The sequence below is a fragment of the Bradyrhizobium sp. Kon56 genome (assembly GCF_055807635.1).
The window spans coordinates 1-20,051 of sequence record NZ_JBVVOU010000047.1 but is presented as its reverse complement, the minus strand read 5'-3'; the positions used below and the strand labels follow the sequence as shown (position 1 = coordinate 20,051).

General features: G+C 64.5%; 21 protein-coding genes. 18 read left to right on the top strand and 3 right to left on the bottom strand.

The genetic code is table 11. The annotated features are described in order from the left end of the window. Positions 1 to 32: 32 nt before the first annotated feature. Positions 33 to 326, bottom strand: a complete 294-nt coding sequence (locus tag AC0L3B_RS35660) for a hypothetical protein (RefSeq protein ID WP_247777091.1) — start codon at positions 324 to 326, stop codon at positions 33 to 35. A 182-nt stretch (positions 327 to 508) separates the two neighbouring features. Here AC0L3B_RS35660 and AC0L3B_RS35655 point away from each other — a divergent pair, with 182 nt between their 5' ends. The 4 genes from AC0L3B_RS35655 (at position 509) to AC0L3B_RS35640 (ending at position 3,163) form a co-directional block, all read left to right on the top strand. Continuing rightward, positions 509 to 973 carry a hypothetical protein gene (locus tag AC0L3B_RS35655; RefSeq protein WP_018453498.1) on the top strand — a complete coding sequence of 155 codons (465 nt, stop codon included), beginning with the start codon at positions 509 to 511 and terminating at the stop codon, positions 971 to 973. A 119-nt stretch (positions 974 to 1,092) separates the two neighbouring features. Next, a complete protein-coding gene (locus AC0L3B_RS35650) occupies positions 1,093 to 1,785 on the top strand; it encodes a ribonuclease T2 family protein (protein WP_026232541.1) in 693 nt (230 codons plus the stop codon). A gap of 52 nt (positions 1,786 to 1,837) precedes the next feature. Next, positions 1,838 to 2,698, top strand: a complete 861-nt coding sequence (locus AC0L3B_RS35645) for a 23S rRNA (adenine(2030)-N(6))-methyltransferase RlmJ (RefSeq protein WP_018453496.1) — start codon at positions 1,838 to 1,840, stop codon at positions 2,696 to 2,698. Between the two features lie 249 nt (positions 2,699 to 2,947). Then, positions 2,948 to 3,163 carry a cold-shock protein gene (locus tag AC0L3B_RS35640; RefSeq protein ID WP_007614865.1) on the top strand — a complete coding sequence of 72 codons (216 nt, stop codon included), beginning with the start codon at positions 2,948 to 2,950 and terminating at the stop codon, positions 3,161 to 3,163. A gap of 71 nt (positions 3,164 to 3,234) precedes the next feature. Here AC0L3B_RS35640 and AC0L3B_RS35635 read toward each other — a convergent pair whose 3' ends face one another. Further along, positions 3,235 to 3,858, bottom strand: coding sequence for an outer membrane protein (locus AC0L3B_RS35635; RefSeq protein ID WP_085383808.1), 624 nt, complete (start codon positions 3,856 to 3,858; stop codon positions 3,235 to 3,237). A gap of 249 nt (positions 3,859 to 4,107) precedes the next feature. Between AC0L3B_RS35635 and uvrC the strand changes: the two genes are divergently transcribed. The 9 genes from uvrC (at position 4,108) to AC0L3B_RS35590 (ending at position 12,889) form a co-directional block, all read left to right on the top strand. Beyond that, on the top strand, positions 4,108 to 6,177 hold the full coding sequence (gene uvrC, locus AC0L3B_RS35630) for an excinuclease ABC subunit UvrC (protein ID WP_018453494.1): 2,070 nt from the start codon (positions 4,108 to 4,110) through the stop codon (positions 6,175 to 6,177). A 99-nt stretch (positions 6,178 to 6,276) separates the two neighbouring features. After that, a complete protein-coding gene (gene pgsA / locus AC0L3B_RS35625; protein ID WP_007596859.1) occupies positions 6,277 to 6,894 on the top strand; it encodes a CDP-diacylglycerol--glycerol-3-phosphate 3-phosphatidyltransferase in 618 nt (205 codons plus the stop codon). After that, the gene (gene moaD / locus AC0L3B_RS35620; protein WP_247489229.1) at positions 6,891 to 7,142 is read left to right on the top strand and encodes a molybdopterin converting factor subunit 1; all 252 of its coding nucleotides are present in this window, start codon (positions 6,891 to 6,893) and stop codon (positions 7,140 to 7,142) included. The genes pgsA and moaD overlap by 4 nt, the downstream gene beginning before the upstream one ends. Before the next feature lie 3 nt (positions 7,143 to 7,145). Next, entirely contained in the window at positions 7,146 to 7,622 is a 477-nt protein-coding gene (locus tag AC0L3B_RS35615; RefSeq protein WP_085350078.1) for a molybdenum cofactor biosynthesis protein MoaE, read from the top strand. Beyond that, complete coding sequence (prmB, locus tag AC0L3B_RS35610) at positions 7,622 to 8,581, top strand: 50S ribosomal protein L3 N(5)-glutamine methyltransferase (RefSeq protein WP_473382208.1); 960 nt, start codon at positions 7,622 to 7,624, stop codon at positions 8,579 to 8,581. Before AC0L3B_RS35615 ends, prmB begins: the two co-directional genes overlap by 1 nt. 90 nt (positions 8,582 to 8,671) lie before the next feature. After that, a complete protein-coding gene (locus tag AC0L3B_RS35605) occupies positions 8,672 to 9,271 on the top strand; it encodes a hypothetical protein (RefSeq protein WP_018453489.1) in 600 nt (199 codons plus the stop codon). A 2-nt stretch (positions 9,272 to 9,273) separates the two neighbouring features. Beyond that, the gene (locus tag AC0L3B_RS35600) at positions 9,274 to 10,404 is read left to right on the top strand and encodes a YihY/virulence factor BrkB family protein (protein ID WP_026232540.1); all 1,131 of its coding nucleotides are present in this window, start codon (positions 9,274 to 9,276) and stop codon (positions 10,402 to 10,404) included. 142 nt (positions 10,405 to 10,546) lie between these two features. After that, complete coding sequence (locus AC0L3B_RS35595; protein WP_018453487.1) at positions 10,547 to 12,019, top strand: EAL domain-containing protein; 1,473 nt, start codon at positions 10,547 to 10,549, stop codon at positions 12,017 to 12,019. Between the two features lie 15 nt (positions 12,020 to 12,034). Next, positions 12,035 to 12,889: a TIGR01459 family HAD-type hydrolase gene (locus AC0L3B_RS35590; RefSeq protein WP_473382207.1), complete on the top strand. Its 855-nt coding sequence runs from the start codon at positions 12,035 to 12,037 to the stop codon at positions 12,887 to 12,889. Positions 12,890 to 13,009: 120 nt separating this feature from the next. Here AC0L3B_RS35590 and AC0L3B_RS35585 read toward each other — a convergent pair whose 3' ends face one another. After that, positions 13,010 to 13,405 (bottom strand): response regulator, encoded by a 396-nt coding sequence (locus AC0L3B_RS35585; protein ID WP_007596883.1) that lies wholly within the window; start codon positions 13,403 to 13,405, stop codon positions 13,010 to 13,012. A 228-nt stretch (positions 13,406 to 13,633) separates the two neighbouring features. Between AC0L3B_RS35585 and AC0L3B_RS35580 the strand changes: the two genes are divergently transcribed. The 5 genes from AC0L3B_RS35580 to AC0L3B_RS35560 form a co-directional block, all read left to right on the top strand. Then, positions 13,634 to 14,605, top strand: coding sequence for a bifunctional riboflavin kinase/FAD synthetase (locus AC0L3B_RS35580; protein ID WP_247489225.1), 972 nt, complete (start codon positions 13,634 to 13,636; stop codon positions 14,603 to 14,605). Positions 14,606 to 14,807: 202 nt separating this feature from the next. After that, positions 14,808 to 17,816, top strand: coding sequence for an isoleucine--tRNA ligase (ileS, locus tag AC0L3B_RS35575; RefSeq protein ID WP_473382206.1), 3,009 nt, complete (start codon positions 14,808 to 14,810; stop codon positions 17,814 to 17,816). 156 nt (positions 17,817 to 17,972) lie between these two features. Further along, positions 17,973 to 18,467: a signal peptidase II gene (gene lspA / locus AC0L3B_RS35570; protein WP_026232539.1), complete on the top strand. Its 495-nt coding sequence runs from the start codon at positions 17,973 to 17,975 to the stop codon at positions 18,465 to 18,467. A 97-nt stretch (positions 18,468 to 18,564) separates the two neighbouring features. Next, positions 18,565 to 19,290: a hypothetical protein gene (locus tag AC0L3B_RS35565; RefSeq protein WP_018453482.1), complete on the top strand. Its 726-nt coding sequence runs from the start codon at positions 18,565 to 18,567 to the stop codon at positions 19,288 to 19,290. Between the two features lie 199 nt (positions 19,291 to 19,489). After that, positions 19,490 to 20,051 (top strand): M16 family metallopeptidase (locus tag AC0L3B_RS35560; protein WP_473382205.1); only part of this gene is annotated, 562 nt, incomplete at its 3' end.

Genomic DNA, 20,051 nt, shown 5'->3' with positions numbered 1-20,051 from the left:
CTGAGAGATTGCGGCGCTCTGAAAGAAGCGCCTCAGTAGAGCGTGCGGATCGGCTGGTCGGCCGCGCCATAGGGCACCCAGCGGCAGGAGAACGAGATGTAGCCGCCCTCATAAGCCTGCATCGCCAGGAATTTGGCGACCTTGCCGTAGCGCGCGCAGTGATCGACCGCGACCTGCCGCGCATCGACCTGGGTTGCCATCGAATAGGCGATGATGCCGCCGGTGTCGTTGCCCTTGAACGGAGGCACCGGAAGCAGATCGGCATGCGCCGACTGGCTCGCCATCATACCCAAGGCAAGTAGGCCCGCGGCCGCAATGATTCGCATTCCCGTCACTCCGATTGGTTGGCGGCAGTTTACGGTGTCGGCGCGGCGGTGGAAAGAACGGATGGCCGGTCCAACGCAGCATTGCGGTCAACTCGTCGGCAAGTGTTGCCGCGCTGCACTTGACCTCCCCCGGCCTTCACGGCACCGTCCGACCCTTGCAGATCATGCTGTCTGGATCATCCATGCGCGCCTCGACCTTCCTGAAATCGCTCCGCTTTGCCGCCGTGCTCGGCCTCCTGTTCGGGGCGCTGTCGCTCGGCGAGGCCAGGGCCGCCAATCCGCTGGAGCTGAATTTCTGGCTGAGCGGGCCGCGCTATGACGGCAACGTCTCCGAGTGCGACAGGGCGCTGCCGACGATCGCGACCCAGTTCTGGGAGAAAGAAAGCGCGTTCTGGAATTCTTCGTTGAAGATCACCGGCTTCGCCGCAGTTCACGAGACCGCGTTCCGGCCTTGGGCATCCGACAACATCCCGCGCCGCTATTGCACCGGCGAGGCCATGCTCACGGACGGCAAGATGCGCAAGGTGCATTTCTCGATCGTGGAGGATGGCGGCTTCGCCGGCTACGGCCAAGGCGTCGAATGGTGCGTGGTCGGGCTCGACCGCAACTGGGCCTACAACCCGGCCTGCCGCGCCGCCAAACAGTAATTGAAACGTTCTGATCCGGACCGATCAGGCGGCCGAACGACGGTCGCCCGCATTTTGTTCTTGAAATGTTCTTATCGCCTGCTAGGCTTGCCTGCACAGTCTAGTTGAGGGGCGTCGCCATGTTTCATTCCAGATTGCATTCGTTCTCCCGCCTGATGATCTCGCTGACGCTTGCGGCCGGGCTGGCTGCGCTGGCCGATGGCGCAAAGGCCCAGGACAAGCGGCAGAACACGCCCGGCGAATTCGATTTTTATGTGCTGTCACTGTCTTGGTCGCCCTCTTTCTGCGAGGAGGCGGCGGAGCGCGGCGGCCGCTCGCAGACCCAGTGCAGCGGACGGCCCTACGCTTTCGTGGTGCATGGTTTGTGGCCGCAATATGAGAGCGGATTTCCGGAATATTGCCAGCGGCCCTCGCCGCGGCTGAACCGCAGCATCGTCTCCTCCATGCTCGATCTGATGCCGGCGCCGGGGCTGATCTTCAATGAGTGGGACAAGCACGGCACCTGCTCGGGGCTCGCTGACCGCAGCTATTTCGAGACGATCCGCAAGGCGCGCGCCGCGATCAAGATTCCAGCCGAATATCTCGATCTATCGCAGGCCAAGACCGTGGCGCCGGCGGAGGTGGAGGAAGCCTTCATCAAGGCCAATCCGGGCCTCAGCAATGCCGCCGTCTCGATCACCTGCAACCGGACGCGGCTATCGGAAGTCCGCATCTGCCTCAGCAAGGACCTGCAATTCCGCGCCTGCGAGGAGATCGACCGCCGCGCCTGCCGCCGCGACCAGGTGACGATGCCGCCGATCCGGGGTGGCTAGCCCAGGCGTCGTGCCTCTTTGCTCGGGCCGTCACGTGGCGTAGTGCTCTTGCATGAATTACCGCCACGCCTTCCATGCCGGCAACTTCGCCGATGTCATCAAGCACATCGTGCTGACGCGCATCATCACCTATCTCCAGGACAAGCCGGGTGCGTTCCGCGTCATCGACACCCATGCCGGCGCTGGCCTCTACGATCTCGAAAGCGACGAAGCGCGCCGGGGCGGCGAGTGGCTGACGGGCATTGCGCGGCTGATGCAGGCGCGGTTGTCGAACGACGCCATGGCGCTGACCAAGCCCTATCTCGACATCGTCCGCGCCTTCAATCCGAAGGGCGAGCTCAAGGCCTATCCGGGCTCGCCGCTGATCGCACGCGGCCTGCTGAGGCCGCAGGACCGCCTCTTGCTCTGCGAGCTCGAGCCGAAGGCGCGCAAGGCGCTGATCGGCGTACTGCGCCGCGACGAACAGGCCCGCGTGGTCGACCTCGACGGCTGGATGGCGCTGCCGGCTTTCGTGCCGCCGAAGGAACGGCGTGGGCTCGTTCTGATCGACCCGCCCTTCGAGGCAAAGGACGAGTTCGAAAAGCTCGCAGAGGCCTTCTCGGCGGCTTTCGCGAAATGGCCGACCGGTATCTATGTAATCTGGTATCCCGCCAAGAGCCGACGCGCCACCGACACGCTGGTGCAATCAGTGGCGCGGCTCGCAGCCGCAGCAAAGCCGCCGGGAAAATGCCTGCGCCTCGAATTCAGCGTGGCGCCGCAAGCCGACGGCGCAGCCCTCACCTCCAGCGGGCTCTTGATCGTCAATCCACCTTACACGCTGCACGGCGAACTCAAGACGATCCTGCCGGAGCTGGAAATGCCGCTCGGCCAGGGTGGCGCTGCCAGATTCCGATTAGAGGTGCCGAGACCGTAACACTCCGGCATTCTTGGGAAAAATATGCAGGAGCGGTAGTCAATCTGCAGAGAACCGTATTATGCTGTTGCGGTGACTGGCTTTACGTTCCGCTTCCGCGAATGGTTGCGGCGGAGTGAAGGCCTAAGAAAGATCCAGTCGGACCGAATGGTCTGCCGAAGGATGGCCAGCTCCCGGGCTTCGTAAGGCCGGTCATGTCGTGACGCGCGTCTGCGTCACGACGGAGGAGCAATGAGGGGGAGTTTCCCGATGGCCATGACGGGAACGGTCAAGTTTTTCAACGGTGAGCGCGGCTACGGATTCATCAAACCGGACGACGGGGGCCGCGATGTCTTCGTACATATTACTGCTGTGGAGCGGGCCGGACTGAAGGACCTTGCCGAAGGACAGCGTATTACTTTCGAAGTCGAACCGGACAAGAAGGGCAAGGGGCCGAAGGCGGTCGATTTGGTCATCCTTCCCTAGCGAGCCAAGCGTCAAAAAAATCCCGGCCGCAAGCGGCCGGGAGGTTGGTCCGGTATTTTCTTCTTTAGCTATCAGAAGTGATAGTTCACGCCTGCGCGCACAACGCTGGCGCTATAGCCGTTTGACACGCCCGTAATCGCGAACTGACTCGTCGACAGATCGATATAGAGATATTCGAGCTTGGCGCTCCAGTTCGGCGCGAACATAACTTCCGCGCCGGCACCGATGGTCCAGCCGGCGCTGGTATGCGACTCGGTCCAGCCGAACGTCTGCGCGCGCAGCTCGCCGAAGGCGAGGCCCGCCGTGCCGTAGAACAGCACGTTGCTGAAGGCGTAGCCGGCGCGGCCGCGCAGGGTGCCGAACCACGGATTGGAGAACTTCCACGGCGCGAAGGTGTCGTCGGCACCGGCGGCCTGGATGTCGCCCTCGACGCCGAACACCCATGGGCCGTTCTGGAAATTGTAGCCGGCCTGAACGCCGCCGACGAAGCCCGACGGTTTTGCGGGATTGTTGCTCACCGAACCCCATTCGTAGCCGAGATTGCCACCGAGATACGGACCGGCCCAGCTATAGGCGTTGAGCGGCTGATTGACCGTGTAGGGCGCTCGCTGCCCGTAATTGAGATCGGCGGCCTCTGCCGAAGCCGTCCAGCCGACTGCAGCCAATGCGGCTGCGCCCACAACGAGCCTCTTCATCACACCCTCCAACGCAACTCCCGTCACCGCTGCGATGCCCGCGCCGCCGCGCGAGGCAAAACCGCATGGTTACGGAACCACCATTTTTCGCGTAAGATTTATCGAGAGTTTTAAGTTAAAGGCCTGTTAAGCCGGGTTACCGCGCTGTTAACAGGCTTAAGCAAGCGTTACCGGGAACTGCGCCGCCATCCTGTGCGTGCCGCTCGGCCGGAACTTCAAATCGACACCCGCAGCGCTTAAATTCGCACCATGGTTCACGATTCCCCCGACAATCCGGACGACGCACGCGTACGCAAACCCGTGCGCGGCAACGCACCCGACGTCCCTCCCCAGGAAACGGAAGCCGCGCCGCCGGACCTCGATCCCGCCACTGCGAATGGCGACGACGAGGACGATGCGCGGCTGCCGGACATCCTGGAAGAGAGCGGCACCGTCGGCGAAGAGCCGCTGGCGACCGGCCACGAGGCGATCGAACGCGCGGTGCGCCTCGCCCCCACCTCGCCCGGCGTCTACCGCATGCTCAATGCGAATGCCGACGTGCTCTATGTCGGCAAGGCCAAGAACGTCAAAAAGCGCCTGTCGAACTATGCGCGCCAGAGTGCGCCGCAGCCGGCGCGCATCCTGCGCATGATCGCCGCCACGGTGACCGTGGAAATCATCTCGACCCACACCGAGACCGAAGCCCTGCTGCTGGAGGCCAACCTCATCAAGCAGCTTCGGCCGCGCTTCAACGTGCAGCTGCGCGACGACAAGTCGTTTCCCTATATCCTGATCACGGGCGACCATTGGGCGCCGCAGATCCTGAAGCATCGCGGCGCGCAGACGCGGCCGGGTCGCTATTTCGGCCCGTTCGCCTCCGCCGGCGCCGTCAACCGCACCATCACCGCACTTCAGCGCGCGTTCCTGATCCGCTCCTGCACGGATTCCTTCTTCGAGAGTCGCTCGCGGCCCTGCCTGCTCTACCAGATCCGCCGTTGCGCCGGCCCCTGCACCCGCGAGATCGACTTCCCCGGCTACACGACCCTGGTGCGCGAGGCGAGCGACTTCCTGTCCGGCAGGAGCCATGCGGTGAAGCAGGAGCTTGCCGCGGAGATGGAGAAGGCCTCCGGCGAGCTCGAATTCGAGAGCGCCGCGCTCTACCGCGACCGCCTCGCTGCGCTGTCCGCGATCCAGTCGCAGCAGGGCATCAATCCGCGCACGGTGGAAGAAGCCGACGTGTTCGCTATCCACCAGGAGGGCGGCTTCTCCTGCGTCGAAGTGTTCTTCTTCCGCACCGGGCAGAACTGGGGCAACCGCGCCTATTTCCCGCGCGCGGAGAAGACATATACGCCGGAAGAGGTGCTCGGCTCCTTCCTCGCCCAGTTCTATGACGACAAGCCGCCGCCGAGGAATATCCTGCTCTCGCACGAGATCGAGGAGAGCGAGCTGCTTGCCAACGCGCTGTCGATCAAGGCGGGCCGCAAGGTCGAAGTGTCCATGCCGAAGCGCGGCGAGAAGAAGGAGCTCGTCACCCACGCGCTCACCAACGCGCGCGAGGCCCTGGGCCGCAAGCTCGCGGACACCGCGACGCAGAGCCGCCTGTTGGACGCCATGGCCACGACCCTGAGCCTGACGCATGCGCCGAAGCGGATCGAGGTCTACGACAACAGCCACATCCAGGGCACCAACGCAGTCGGCGCCATGATCGTCGCCGGCCCGGACGGTTTTGTGAAAAACCAGTATCGCAAGTTCAACATCAAGTCGGAGGGCCTGACGCCCGGCGACGATTACGGGATGATGCGCGAGGTGCTCGAACGCCGTTTCAAGCGCTTGATCAATCCACCCGAGGACAACGCGGCCAAAGCCAAGGACGACGACTTCCCGCAATGGCCCGATCTCGTGATCATCGATGGCGGCCGCGGCCAGCTCAACGCGGTCCGGGACATCTTTGCAAATCTCGGCCTGACCCAGGTGGCGCTGATGTCGGTGGCCAAGGGGCCGGACCGGGATGCCGGCCGCGAGACCCTGTTCATGCCGGAGCGCGAGGCGATCAAGCTGGAGCCGCGCGACCCCGTGCTCTATTTCATCCAGCGGCTGCGGGACGAGGCGCACCGTTTCGTCATCGGCTCGCACCGCAAGCTGCGCAAGAAGGACATCCGCGAGGCCGGCTTGCAGGAGATTCCTGGCATCGGTCCGTCACGCAAACGTGCCTTGCTGCATCATTTCGGAACCCTGAAGGAGATCGAACGGGCCTCGATCACCGATCTCGGTAAGGTTCCGGGGGTGAGCGCCGAGAGCGCCCGCAGGATTTTCGAGTATTTCCATCCCCAGCCGGGGTGAAATAAAAGGGGGGCCGCGGTCATATGGTCGTCGCATCCCGCACCCCATTTGGGGAGCGGAACGGTTGACCTTCAGGCTGCAGCGGTATTGGTAGGACGGATGAACATCGCCACGACACGAGGGACGACCAGCCGCGCGATGTCCCTCCCGAACATCCTGACCTACGGCCGGATCGCCGCGATCCCGGTCGTGGTCGGGTGCATCTACGCACAGTCGATCATGGACGGCCCGCTGTGGCTGCGCTGGGTCGCCGTCGCCATTTTTATCGCGGCTGCGGTCACCGATTACCTCGACGGCTATTACGCACGGATCTGGAATCAGCAATCGGCGTTCGGCCGCATGCTCGATCCGATCGCCGACAAGCTTCTGGTCGCCTCGTGCCTGCTGATGCTGGCCGCCGACGGCATCATTCACGGCTGGTCGCTGTGGGCCGCCATCGTGATCCTGTGCCGCGAGATCCTGGTCTCGGGCCTGCGCGAATATCTTGCCGCGCTGCGTGTCAGCGTGCCCGTGACCAAGCTTGCGAAATGGAAGACGACGGTTCAGCTCATCGCCATCGGCTTCCTGCTGGCTGGTCCGGCCGGCGATGAGGTCGTGCCCATGGTCTCGATGATCGGGCTGGCGCTGCTCTGGGCCTCGGCGATCCTCACCATGTACACCGGCTACGACTATTTCGGCGCCGGCATCCATCACCTCATCAAGGAGGATGAGGGATGAAGGTGAAGTACTTCGCCTGGGTGCGCGAGCGCATCGGCAAGGCCGAGGAGACGATCGAGCCGCCTGCGACCGTGCGCACCGTGGAAGAGCTGATCGCCTGGCTGTCCGGCCAAGGCGAAGCCTACGCCTATGCGTTCGAGAAGCCGAAGGTGATCCGCACCGCGATCGACCATGCCCACGTCAAGTCGGACGCCACGATCGCAGGCGCTCGCGAGATCGCGTTCTTCCCGCCGATGACCGGCGGCTAGGCCATGTCCGTCGCCACCTGCCCCGTCACCATCCGTATCCAGCAAGACGATTTCGACATCGCGCGCGAGATCGCGGTGCTGACCGGGAACCGCACCGACATCGGTGCGGTCGTGAGCTTTTCCGGCATCTGCCGCAGCGACGAAGACAGCGCGAAGATCGCCGCGCTCTCGCTCGAGCATTATCCTGGCATGGCCGAGGAAGAGATCAGGCGCCATGCCGACGAGGCCATCTCGCGCTGGCCTCTCAGCGGCGTCACGGTGATCCATCGCGTCGGCCGTTTCATGCCCGGCCAGAACATCGTGCTGGTGCTGACCGCCTCGCAGCACCGCCAGGCAGCGTTCCAGGCAGCCGAGTTCCTGATGGATTATCTCAAGACCAACGCGCCGTTCTGGAAGAAGGAAGAGAGCGCCACCGGCACCGGCTGGGTCGAGGCCCAGGCCCGCGACGACGAAGCCGCCGCACGCTGGACCCGATCCTGATGGCAACAACATCCAAAAAGGCCGTGCGCGGCCGCGCCGCGCCAAAGCTCGCGAAGGTGGGCCCCGGCGAGCTTCTCACGCTGATCGATTTCGTCCGCTATGCCGTGAGCCGCTTCAATGAGGCCAAGCTCGCCTTTGCCCATGGCACGCCCGATCCGGTCGCGGAAGCGGCTTTCCTGGTCTCTGAAGCCCTGCATCTGCATCCCGAGCAGTTCGAGATTTTTGCCAACGCGCGCGTGACGGCCGCCGAGGGCAGGACCATCATCGATCTCGTTCATCAGCGCGTCACTACGCTCAAACCGGCCGCGTATCTCGTCAACAAGATCTACATGCGCGGCCTGCCGTTTTATGTCGACGAGCGCGTCATCGTTCCGCGCTCCTTCATCGGTGAACTCTTGGAGTCGCATTTCGGCGGCGACGGCGAAGCCGGCTCGCTGATCGACGATTCCAGCGCCGTCGAGCGCGTGCTCGATCTCTGCACGGGATCGGGATGCCTCGCGATCCTCGCCGCGCATCATTTCCCGAACGCCACGATCGATGCCGTCGATATCTCGAAGGGCGCGATCGACGTCGCCAGACGAAATGTCGGCGAATACGGGCTCGATGGCCGGATCAGCCTGCATCGCGGCGACCTGTTCGCCCCACTCGGTAACACCAAATACGACCTGATCATCACCAACCCGCCTTATGTCGACGCCGAAGGCATGGCGGCGCTGCCGCCCGAGTGCCGGGCCGAGCCGAAGCTCGCCTTCGACGGCGGCGCCGACGGTCTCGATGTGGTGCGCCGGATCCTGCGCGATGCGCCCGGCCATTTGACGCCGCATGGCGGGCTGATCTGCGAGATCGGCCGCGGCCGCGAATTGGTTGACGAGGCCTTTCCTGAATTGCCGCTGCTCTGGCTCGACACCGAGGACTCCGAGGGCGAAGTGTTCTGGATCGCGGCAACCGATCTCGGCTGATCCATCACGGCGGGCAGACCTCGTCGGAACAAGTCAAATACCGCCACGTTCATCCCCCGACGAATTTTCTCGCACTCGGAGGATAACCGCATGCTTGCGCCATCGGGCGAATTGCTGCGCGCCGGCGTCGCGCTCAAGCTCAACCATCTCAAGCGCGCCGCCCAGTCCTATGCCCGCGACCGGAGCAACCAGGCCACAGGGCGCATGACGTCGTACGCGGCTGCGGCCGGACTGCTCGCGGTTGCGGGCTTGTTCGTCGTCGCAGCCTTCTTCGTCGGCCTGATCGCCCTGTACCGCTGGATTGCAATCCATTACGGGCAATTCTGGGGGTTCGGCGCCGTCGGCGCTGTGCTCCTGGTCCTGGCCGCCGCCTGCGCCGGCGTGGCCATGGCCCAGATGAAGCGCAAGACCAAGCCGATCGTGCCGCTCGCCAGCCGCCTACGGGTGGCTATCGCCACCCCGCGCATCCCGCGCGGAACGGTGAAGGAGGCGGTGAAAGAGGTCGCGACGACAATTCCCCTGGCGCCGCTCGCGCCGGGCGAACGAGGACATGAGTCAGGACATGGCGGCAGCACGTGGCCGGCTCGGTCCAACCGGCCCGTGCAACTCGGGCTGATGCTCGCGGCCGTTGGGCTGGTCGGGATCACGGCCGCGCGCAGGCGGCGTCACGGCCACGGAGCGGATACCTGAAAATGCGTATGCGGCGCGCCGAGCAGTTCGACAGCTGGCTGTTAGTCGCAGCCACGACCGTGTTCGTGCTCACCGCGGAACGGTATTTCCAGGATTCTGGCCTGATCCGGCCGGGACCTCCGCAAGACCACCGCAACGGCGAGGCGAATTCGCCGGAAACGAGCCCGACGGGCGCAGCCTCGCAGCCCGGCCGCGGCCGCCGCGCGAAAAGCCCGTTCGCGATCCCGTGGGCAGGCTGGAAGGACATCCTCTGGCGCACCTATCAGCGCATCGACGAGGATCGCCTGCTCGCGACCGCCGGCGGCGTCGTCTTTTTCGGACTGCTCGCGATCTTTCCCGCCATCACGGCGCTGGTTTCATTCTATGGCCTGTTCGCCGATCCCTCGACGATCAGTTCCAACCTGCAATCGCTCGCGATGATGCTGCCCGAGGGCGCGTTCCAGATCGTCGAGGACCAGGTGGCGCGCGTCGTGTCGAACGGCGGCGCGACCCTTGGTTTCACTTTCCTGTTTGGACTCGTGCTCGCGATCTGGAGCGCCAATGCCGGCGTCAAAGCCATCTTCGACGCCCTCAACGTCGCCTATGAGGAGCGTGAAAAGCGCAGCTTCATCCGGCTGAACACGGTCTCGCTGGCTTTCACGGTCGGTGGCATCGTTGCCCTGCTGCTGATGGTGGGCGCCGTCGTCGCCTTCCCGCTCGCGCTCAACCACCTCGGCATGGCGCCCGAAAGCAAGCTGATCGTGGCGCTGGCGCGATGGCCGGTGCTGTTCGTCATTCTCCTTGCGGCGCTCGCCGTCCTCTACCGCTTCGCGCCCAGCCGCGACGCCCCGCGCTGGCAATGGCTGAGCCCCGGCGCTGTGACGGCCGCGATCCTCTGGATCGCCGGCTCGGCGCTGCTGTCCTGGTATCTGTCCGAATTCGCAAATTACAACGCGACCTACGGCTCGCTCGGCGCTGCGATCGGCTTGATGATGTGGATGTGGATGTCGGCCATCGTCATCATGTTCGGGGCTGAGCTGAATTCGGAGATCGAACGGCAGACCTTGCGCGACACGACCACCGGGCCGCCCAAGCCGCTAGGCACCCGCGAGGCCGTCTCGGCCGACACGGTCGGCGCCGCGGCGCCGTCCTGACTCTGCGATTGGGCCGCTATCCCCTCGAATCAACAATGATGTTAAGGTCATGCCGCTTGGGGGAGCATGCGGCGTGACGGGTTCGAAACGCCACCCGTGTTTTCCCGGTCAGGCAGTCAGCTCTTGAGGCGTAACGCGCGGCATGATTCGTATTTCGACGATCTTCATCGCGATCTGCATGGTTCTGGTCGCCGCCTCGCTCGGGCTCCTGCTCTACGCGGTCGCCGGCATCAGCGGAACCGAATCCGCGATCGTGGCGCTGACGGCGCTGACCTTCCTGATCCTCTACAATGCAGTGTCGATGCGACTGCGCGACCGCAGCGACGTCGGCGGCCAGATCGCCGATCTTTCGCGCGGCACCGCCGACCTCGCCCGTCAGGTCGCCGAATTCGGCCGCCGGCTCGCCACGATCGAAGCACGCATCGCCTCTTCCAATTCGGCCAACTCCGACCGCATCCAGTCGGTGGTCGGCGAGATCAACGAACTCGGCGGACTGGTCAGGCAACTCGCCACCACCGTGTCGGCCCATGAGGATCTGATGGCCGGCAACGCGCCAGTGTCGGCCCCCGCGCCGGTCGCAAGGCAGGAGCCGGACGCGCCGCTCGACCTGATGGCCACGTTCGAGGAGGAACGGCCGGCTGCCCCGGCGCCCGCGCCGCCGCCAATGCGGCCGGCAGCACCGGCGATCCAGACCCAGACCGCCAATCCGGTTCAGACCGCCAACGGCCGCAACCAGACCCAATTGCTGGCGACGCTCCGCAACGCGATCGACGAGAACCGCATCGACATCTTCCTCCAGCCGATGGTGTCGCTGCCGCAGCGCAAGGTCCGGTTCTACGAGGCCGTGACGCGCCTGCGCGACGAGCGTGACCAGCTGGTCGCGGCCGAGGAGTTCATCAGCATCGCGGAGGCCTCCGGGTTGATCGGGCGCATCGACAACATGGTCATGCTGCGCTGCGTGCAGGTGCTGCGGCGCCTGATGGTACGCAACAAGGAAGTCGGCGTGTTCTGCAACGTCGCGGCTTCCACGCTCGGCAATTCCACGACCTTCGCGCAATACCTCGATTTCCTCGAAGCCAATCGGGCGCTGGCGCCCTCGCTGGTGCTGGAATTCAAGCAATCCACCTTCCGCAATCTCGGCCCGGCCGAAACCGAGAATCTCGCCGCGCTCGCCCAGCGCGGCTTCCGTTTCTCGATCGACCATGTCACCGATTTGCGCATCGAACCGCGCGAGCTCGCCGATCGCGGCGTGCGCTTCATCAAGGTGCCGGCCTCGCTCCTGCTCGACCCCAGGCAGGCTTCGGCCTCGGACATCCACCCGTCCGATCTCTCCGACCTGCTCGGCCGCTTCGGCATCGATCTGATCGCCGAGCGAATCGAGGGCGAGCGCGCCGTGATCGACCTGCTCGATTATGACGTGCGGTTCGGCCAAGGGTTCCTGTTCGCGCCGCCCCGGCCATTGCGGCCGGAGGGGTCATCTGCTACCGCCGCGCCGAACCAGGCACAGGACATTCAGGGATCCAATGGCTCCGGCATATCCAGCTCAGGCGCGACGTCGGCTGCGTCTGCGCCACAGCGCGTCACCGGCAACGCCGCGCTCGCGCGACGTATCTGATCGGCCGCACGCATCATGACCACACTGCATTTCGCCGAAAGCCTGCGTGAACTCGTGGCGGGCGTGGACGTCGTGCTCAGCGACATCTGGGGCGTGGTCCATAACGGTCTCGAATCCTTCCCCGAAGCCTGCGAGGCGCTGCACACCTACCGCAGCCGCGGCGGTACGGTCATCCTGATCACCAACGCGCCGCGCCCGGCCGACTCCGTGCAGCGGCAATTGCGCAAGCTCGGCGTCGCCGACGAGACCTATGACGCGATCGTGTCTTCAGGCGACCTGACGCGGTTCTATGTCGCCGACCATCCCGGCCGCAAGATGTTCTGGCTCGGCCCCGAGCGCGACAACTCGATCTATCGCGGCCTCGATGCGGTGACCGCGCCGCTGGAAGAGGCGGATTACATCGTCTGCACCGGCCTCTATGACGACGAGACCGAGACGGCGGAAGACTATCGCGGCATGATGCTGAAGGCGCGCGAGCGCAAGCTGACGCTGGTTTGTGCCAACCCCGACATCGTGGTGGAACGCGGCGACCGCCTGATCTATTGCGCCGGCGCGATCGCGGAGCTCTATCGCGAGCTCGGCGGCGAGGTGATCTTCTACGGCAAGCCGCACCGGCCGATCTACGAGCGCGCGATGGCGCTCGCCGGCGAACGCCAGGGCCACCAGATCGACCGCAAAAAGGTGCTCGCGATCGGCGATTCCGTCCGGACCGACCTCACCGGCGCGCGCGAGTTCGGCATCGATTGCCTGTTCGTGACCCGCGGCATCCATGCCGAGGAGTTCGAGGGTCTCGACCAGCTCGACCCGGCGTCGGTGCTGGAATTGTTCGGCCATCCCCCGAAGGCGCTGATGCGCGAACTGAAGTGGTAGCGAGTTGATCGTCATTCCCGGTTGATGTGGGGCGTCGATTCCGGAACGACCAACCCGACGCAGAAAGCCCGGGACAATCGCCCGGGCTTTCCGAATTCAACTGATGGCTTCGATCGCGCCTTACGCGCTCGCCATGTCCGGGAAGACCGCCTCGATCTTGGTCTTCAGCGTCGCCGCGTTGAACGGCTTGACGATGTAGTTGTTCACGCCGGCCTTCTTGGCCGCGATCACGTTCTCGGTCTTTGATTCGGCCGTGATCATGATGAAGGGCGTGGTGGCGAGGTTCGGATCCGCGCGCACTTCGCGCAGCAGGTCGTAACCCGTCATCGGCTCCATGTTCCAGTCGGAAATCACGAGCCCGTACTTCTTGCCACGCATCTTGTTCAGCGCTGCCGAACCGTCGCTTGCATCATCGATATTCTCGAAGCCAAGCTGCTTCAGGAGGTTCCTGATGATACGGATCATGGTGCTGTAGTCGTCAACCACCAGAACCGACATCGACAAATCAACCGCCATCTCGACTCCCCCAACGCAAACCCAGGAAATATTACGATCGGACCTGCCGGGCCGGAGCCCCGCGGTTCCACGCCCAAGGACTAGCACCAAGGCGTTAAACAGCGCGTTAACTGGGAACGCCCCCGGTGGACTGAAATCGCACTCGATGCGGCCGCCCCCTCCCGCTTGACTTCATCCGGCCCGTCGCGCCACGGTCCCGGCCGGTCCCGCCGGTTCGAGATTCCCCTGATGGCCCCGCATTTTACCGTTATCCGCGACACCACGCCGGACTCCGCCATTGCAAGGGGTGCCGTGGTCGCCATGGGCAATTTCGACGGCGTTCATCTCGGCCATCGCGCCGTAATCGCTGCGGCCCTGGAAATGGGCCGGCTACATGGCCGCCCTGCGCTGGCATTGACCTTCGAGCCGCATCCGCGCCGGTTTTTCAGCCCCAACACCCCGCAATTCCGCCTGACGGACGAGCGTGCCAAGCTGCGGCTTCTGGCCGGCACCGGACTTGACGGCGCCGTGGTCATGACCTTCGACAAGTCCCGCGCCGGGACCAGCGCGCAAGACTTCATTCACCACGACCTGATCGGGCGCCTGGGCATCGGCGGAATCGCCGTCGGCTACGACTTCCACTTCGGCAAGGGTCGGGTCGGGTCGCCGAGCCTCCTCGTCAACGAGGCGCCCCGGCTCGGCATCGAGGTCGACGTGCAGCCGCACGTCGATATCGACGAGCGGCCGGTCTCGTCCAGCGCGATCCGGATCGCGCTCGCCGAAGGCCAACTCGACGAGGCCACGGCCATGCTCGGCGCGCCCTGGTTCATCACCGGCGAGGTCATCCACGGCGAGAAGCGCGGCCGCGACCTCGGTTATCCCACCGCCAATATCCGCCTTGATGCCAATTGCGGCCTCAAGCACGGCATCTATGCGGTGCGGGTCGGCCGCGGCGCGGAGCGGCTGGATGGGGTCGCAAGCTTCGGCCGCCGCCCGACGTTCGACAATGGTGCGCCGCTGCTGGAAATCTTCCTGTTCGACTTCAAGGGGGATCTCTACGGGCAGACGCTCGACTGCGCCTTCATCGGCTTCATCCGCGAGGAGCTGAAATTCGAGGGCCTGGATGCCCTGATTCGCCAGATGGACGACGATTCCGCCCGCGCCCGCGCCATGCTCGCCGCCGCCCCGGACGCGTTTCCGCGGCTTGGCGTCATCGATTAAGGCCGGAAACCGGCCCGCCGAACCTTTTGCGCTTCCCCCGCCCCCCTGCTATGGAAAGCCCATGTTTGCGCGGCGCATCATAGGGATTAGCGGCCCGGCTTCCGCCTGAGCCTTCGGCTCGGCGCAAGACCGGGATGTCGTCGTTTCACCCGCGATTCCGCATCGCCATCCGTTCCCGCGCCCTTTCGAGCCAGTCAGCCTCATGTCCGACAAGCCACAAAAGTCCCAAAAATCCGAAGCCAAAGACTATTCGAAAACCCTGTTCCTGCCGCAGACCGAATTCCCGATGCGCGCCGGCCTGCCGCAGCGCGAGCCGGAGCTGCTGAAATACTGGAACGACATCGGCCTTTACGACAGGCTGCGCCAGGAAGCCCAGGGGCGCGCCAAATTCGTGCTGCATGACGGCCCGCCCTACGCCAATGGCAACATCCATATCGGGCACGCGCTGAACAAGATCCTCAAGGACGTCGTGACCAAGAGCCAGCAGATGCTCGGCTTCGACTCCAACTACGTGCCCGGTTGGGACTGCCACGGCCTGCCGATCGAATGGAAGATCGAGGAAGAGAACTACCGTTCCAAGGGCAAGCAGAAGCCCGACTTCCGCGACTCCGCTGCGATGGTGGCGTTCCGCAAGGAATGCCGCGCCTATGCGACACACTGGATCAACGTGCAGCGCGAGGAATTCAAGCGGCTCGGCATCATCGGCGACTGGGATCATCCCTATCAGACGATGAGCTATCCCGCCGAAGCGCAGATCGCCCGCGAGCTGATGAAGTTCGCCGCCAACGGCACGCTGTATCGCGGCTCCAAGCCGGTGATGTGGAGCGTGGTCGAGAAGACCGCGCTCGCCGAGGCCGAGGTCGAGTACGAGGACTACACATCCGACATGGTATGGGTGAAGTTTCCCGTCACGTCCCCGGCACATGGTGCGCTCGCCAATGCATCGGTCGTGATCTGGACCACCACGCCCTGGACGCTGCCCGGCAACCGCGCGATCTCGTTCTCACCGAAGATCGCCTACGGCCTCTACAAGGTGACGGATGCGGCCGCGGACAATTGGGCGAAGACCGGCGATCTCCTGATCCTGGCCGATGCGCTCGCCGCAGAGGTGTTCAAGCAGGCGCGCGTCACGGCCTATGAGAAGCTGCGCGACATTCCCGGCGATACGCTGGACGCCGTGGAGTGCGCCCATCCCTTGCGCGGCCTCGATGGCGGTTACGCGTTTATCGTGCCGCTGCTCGCCGGCGAGCATGTCACCGACGATACCGGCACCGGCTTCGTGCACACCGCGCCGAGCCACGGCCGCGAGGACTTCGACGTCTGGATGGCCAATACCCGCGAGCTCGATGAGCGCGGCATCTCGACCGCGATTCCCTACACTGTCGACGAGAACGGCGCCTATACCGCGCAGGCCCCCGGCTTCACCGGCAAGCGCGTGCTCAACGACAAGGGCGAGAAGGGCGATGCCAATGAGGCCGTGATCAAAGCGTTGGTCGAGGCCGGCAAGCTGCTTGCGCGCGGCCGCCTCAAACACCAATACCCGCATTCCTGGCGCTCCAAGAAGCCGGTGATCTTCCGCAATACGCCGCAATGGTTCATCGCGATGGACAAGGACATCAGCGAAGATGGCCACGCCGAGAAGGGTGATACGCTGCGCGCCCGCGCGCTGCATGCGATCTCGGTCACGCAATGGGTGCCGCCGTCGGGTGAGAACCGCATCAACGGCATGATCGCCAACCGCCCCGACTGGGTGATCTCGCGTCAGCGCGCCTGGGGCGTGCCGATCGCCGTGTTCGTGCGCGAGAAGAGCGACGGCTCGGCCGAGATCCTGCAGGACGAGATCGTCAACCAGCGCATCACCGAGGCCTTCATGGAGGAAGGCGCCGACGCCTGGTACATGGAAGGCGCCCGCGAGCGCTTCCTTGGATCCCGCGCGAAGGAAGACTGGAAGAAGATCGACGACATCTGCGACGTCTGGTTCGATTCCGGCTCCACACATGCCTTCGTGCTCGAGGATCGCCAGAACTTCCCGCAGCTCGGCAACATCGTTCGCAAGGTCGACGGCGGCGACGACACCGTGATGTATCTCGAAGGCAGCGATCAGCATCGCGGCTGGTTTCATTCGTCGCTGCTGGAAAGCGCGGGCACGCGGGGCCGCGCGCCCTATGACATCGTGCTCACCCACGGCTTCACGCTCGACGAGAACGGCCGCAAGATGTCGAAGTCGATCGGCAACACCGTCGAGCCTCAGAAGGTGATCAAGGATTCGGGCGCGGATATCCTGCGCCTCTGGGTCTGCGCCACCGACTATGCCGACGACCAGCGCATCGGCCCGGAGATCCTGAAGAACACCATCGAGACCTATCGCAAGCTGCGCAACACCGTGCGCTGGATGCTGGGAACGCTGGATCACTACAGGCCGGCCGACGCAGTCGCGCCCGCCGACATGCCTGAGCTCGAACGGCTGATGCTGCACGAGCTCGCGGTCCGCGCTGCCGTCGTCCGAAAGGCCTATCAGGAGTTCGACTACAAGACCGTGGTCGCGACCCTCTCCGCCTTCCTGAACAGTGAGCTCTCCGCGTTCTATTTCGACATCCGCAAGGACACGCTGTATTGCGATCCGCCGTCCTCGCTGACGCGCAAGGCGGCGCTGACCACGATCGACCTGTTGTGCAGCTCGATCCTGAAATGGCTGGCGCCGATCCTCAGCTTCACCGCGGAGGAAGCCTGGCGCATGTACAGGCCCGACGCCGAGCCCTCGGTGCACCTGACGCAGTTTCCCGACGACCTCGAAAGCCTGCGCGACGACAAGCTCGCCGCGAAGTGGGAAGCGATCCGCAACGTCCGCCGTGTCGTCACCGGTGCGCTGGAGCTCGAACGCGCCGCCAAGAACATCGGCTCGTCGCTGGAGGCATCGCCGGTCATCTATGTCGCCGACCGCGACATGCTTGCGACGTTGTTCGACACCGACCTCGCCGAGATCTGCATCACCTCGAATTACGAGGTGCGCGAGGGCGAGGCGCCGGCTTCCGCATTCCGTCTCGATGCCGTTCCAGGCGTCGCTGTCGTGGTGGAGAAGGCGGTCGGCACCAAATGCGCCCGTTCCTGGAAGATTTCGCCGGCGGTGGGTGAGGACCCCGAATACCCCGACGTCACCCCGCGAGATGCCCAGGCGCTGCGCGAATGGAAGGCGCTGGGGGTCAGCATCTAGGTCTCACCGTCGTCCTCGCGAAAGCCAGGACCCATTCCACGGCCGCCAATTGCGACGAAGGCTGATGACCACAAGTCTTTCAAACAACGACCGCCTCGGAGTGTGGGTCCTGGCTTTCGCCAGGACGACGACGGAGCGTGTTGTGGCGGACTGCCCATGACCCCGCTCCGCGCCGGCATCCTCGCGGCCCTGCTCACGCTCGTGGCCGACCAGGCTTCAAAGCTCTGGCTGCTGAACGTGTTCGACCTCGCCCGTCGCGGCGCGGTCGAGGTGACCCCGTTCTTCGACCTGGTGCTGGCCTGGAACATCGGCATCAGCTTCGGCTGGCTCCAGAACGACGGTCAGGCGGCGCAAATGGCGCTGATGGCCGTGAAGGTCGTCGCGGTGGTTGCGCTGGCGATCTGGATGGCCCGCTCGCACACCCTGCTGGCAACCATCGCGCTTGGCCTGATCATTGGCGGCGCCATCGGCAATGGGATCGATCGCCTCGCCTATGGCGCGGTGGTCGATTTCGCCCTGTTTCACATCAATATCGGCGAAAATACCTATAATTGGTACGTGTTCAACCTCGCGGACGTGGCCATCGTTGCTGGCGTGGCGGCGCTATTGTATGATTCCTTCCTGGGGGTACCCGCCGCAAAAGCGCCCTGATCCCGGCCGATACGGACCGGCAGGCGGAACCTTGCTTTTGCGAGGGATTATGCCGCGCGAGAGCGGCAAACTGCCACATTTTGGAACAGGTACAGTGATGCGCAGCTCGAAGACCAGCGGTTCGATGGTTGAAGACCCCCGGCAGGGGTTCTGGCGGGCGTTGAAATTGTCCGCTGTCGCGCTCGGCATCGGTCTCGTCATGTCGGCTGGCGTCGCTCGCGCCGGTGACGACGGCGAGGACGACGACGACATGACCTTCGAAGAGAAGCTCATCGACAATCTGATGTCGGGCATCGGCGCCAAGAGCATGGAGAAGAAGGGTATCGAATACCGCGAGCGGTCGCCGCTGGTGGTGCCGCCCAAGCTCGACCTGCCGCCGCCCGCCGGCGTTGAAGCCAAGAACGCGCCGAACTGGCCGAAGGACCCTGACGAGAGACGCCGCAAGGAGGCCATCGCGCAGCGGAAGAAGGCCGTCAAGGCCACGGAGAGCTGGCAGGCAGGCCGGGCGTTGTCGCCCGCCGAGATGGAGGTCGGCAGGACAGCCGCACCCGAGCGCACGAGCAATGATCCTATTCAGCCGGGCACCAACGGCAATCCGTCGCTCAGCCCGGCCCAGCTCGGTTTCTCCGGCGGTCTGTGGGGCATGATGTCGAACAACAAAGGCGAGGCCAAGCAATTCACGACCGAGCCGCCGCGCCAGTCGCTGGTCGAGCCGCCGCCGGGCTACCAGACACCGTCACCGAGCTATGCCTATGGCGCCGGAGAGGACAAGACCCGGCGGACCTATTTCGACATCATGTCCGGCAAGGACAAGGAACAATAGCGCTCCTGTCCCTTCGCGATATCGCGACAGACGCGGTCCCGCGCCGGCGGCTCGTGCGCGCCGGACGCGGTCTTTAATTGCTGATCAGTAACTTGCGCCCGAGTTGAGTTCTCTGCTTCGTGACGCGAAGCGTTTGCCGCACGGTGTACCATGCCGTGCCTCCGAGCCGGACATCCGGGCTCGGCCTTTCATAAGGATCATGATGTCCTCTTACCGATCGGCTGCCCGCCTCCTTGCCGCGCTGCTTTCGACGAGTGTCCTCACGGCCGGCGCATCCCTTGCGCAGACCACGGTGACATCGGCTCCGCCCGCCAGCTTCACGCTTGGAAACGGCATGCAGGTCGTGGTGATTCCCGACCACCGCACGCCCGTCGTCACGGAAATGATCTGGTACAAGGTCGGCTCGGCGGACGAGACGCCCGGCAAGTCCGGGCTCGCGCACTTCCTCGAGCACCTGATGTTCAAGGGCACATCGAAGCATGCGGTCGGCGAATTCTCCCAGACCGTGCTCCGCGTCGGCGGCAACGAGAACGCCTCGACTTCGGTCGACTACACCAACTACTACCAGCGCGTGCCGCGCGAGCAGTTGCCGACCATGATGGAATTCGAGGCCGACCGCATGACCGGCCTGATCCTCAAGGACGAGAACGTGTTGCCCGAGCGTGACGTCGTGCTCGAAGAATACAACATGCGCGTCGCCAACAATCCGGACGCGCGGCTGAACGAGCAGATCATGGCCGCGCTCTATCTCAACCATCCCT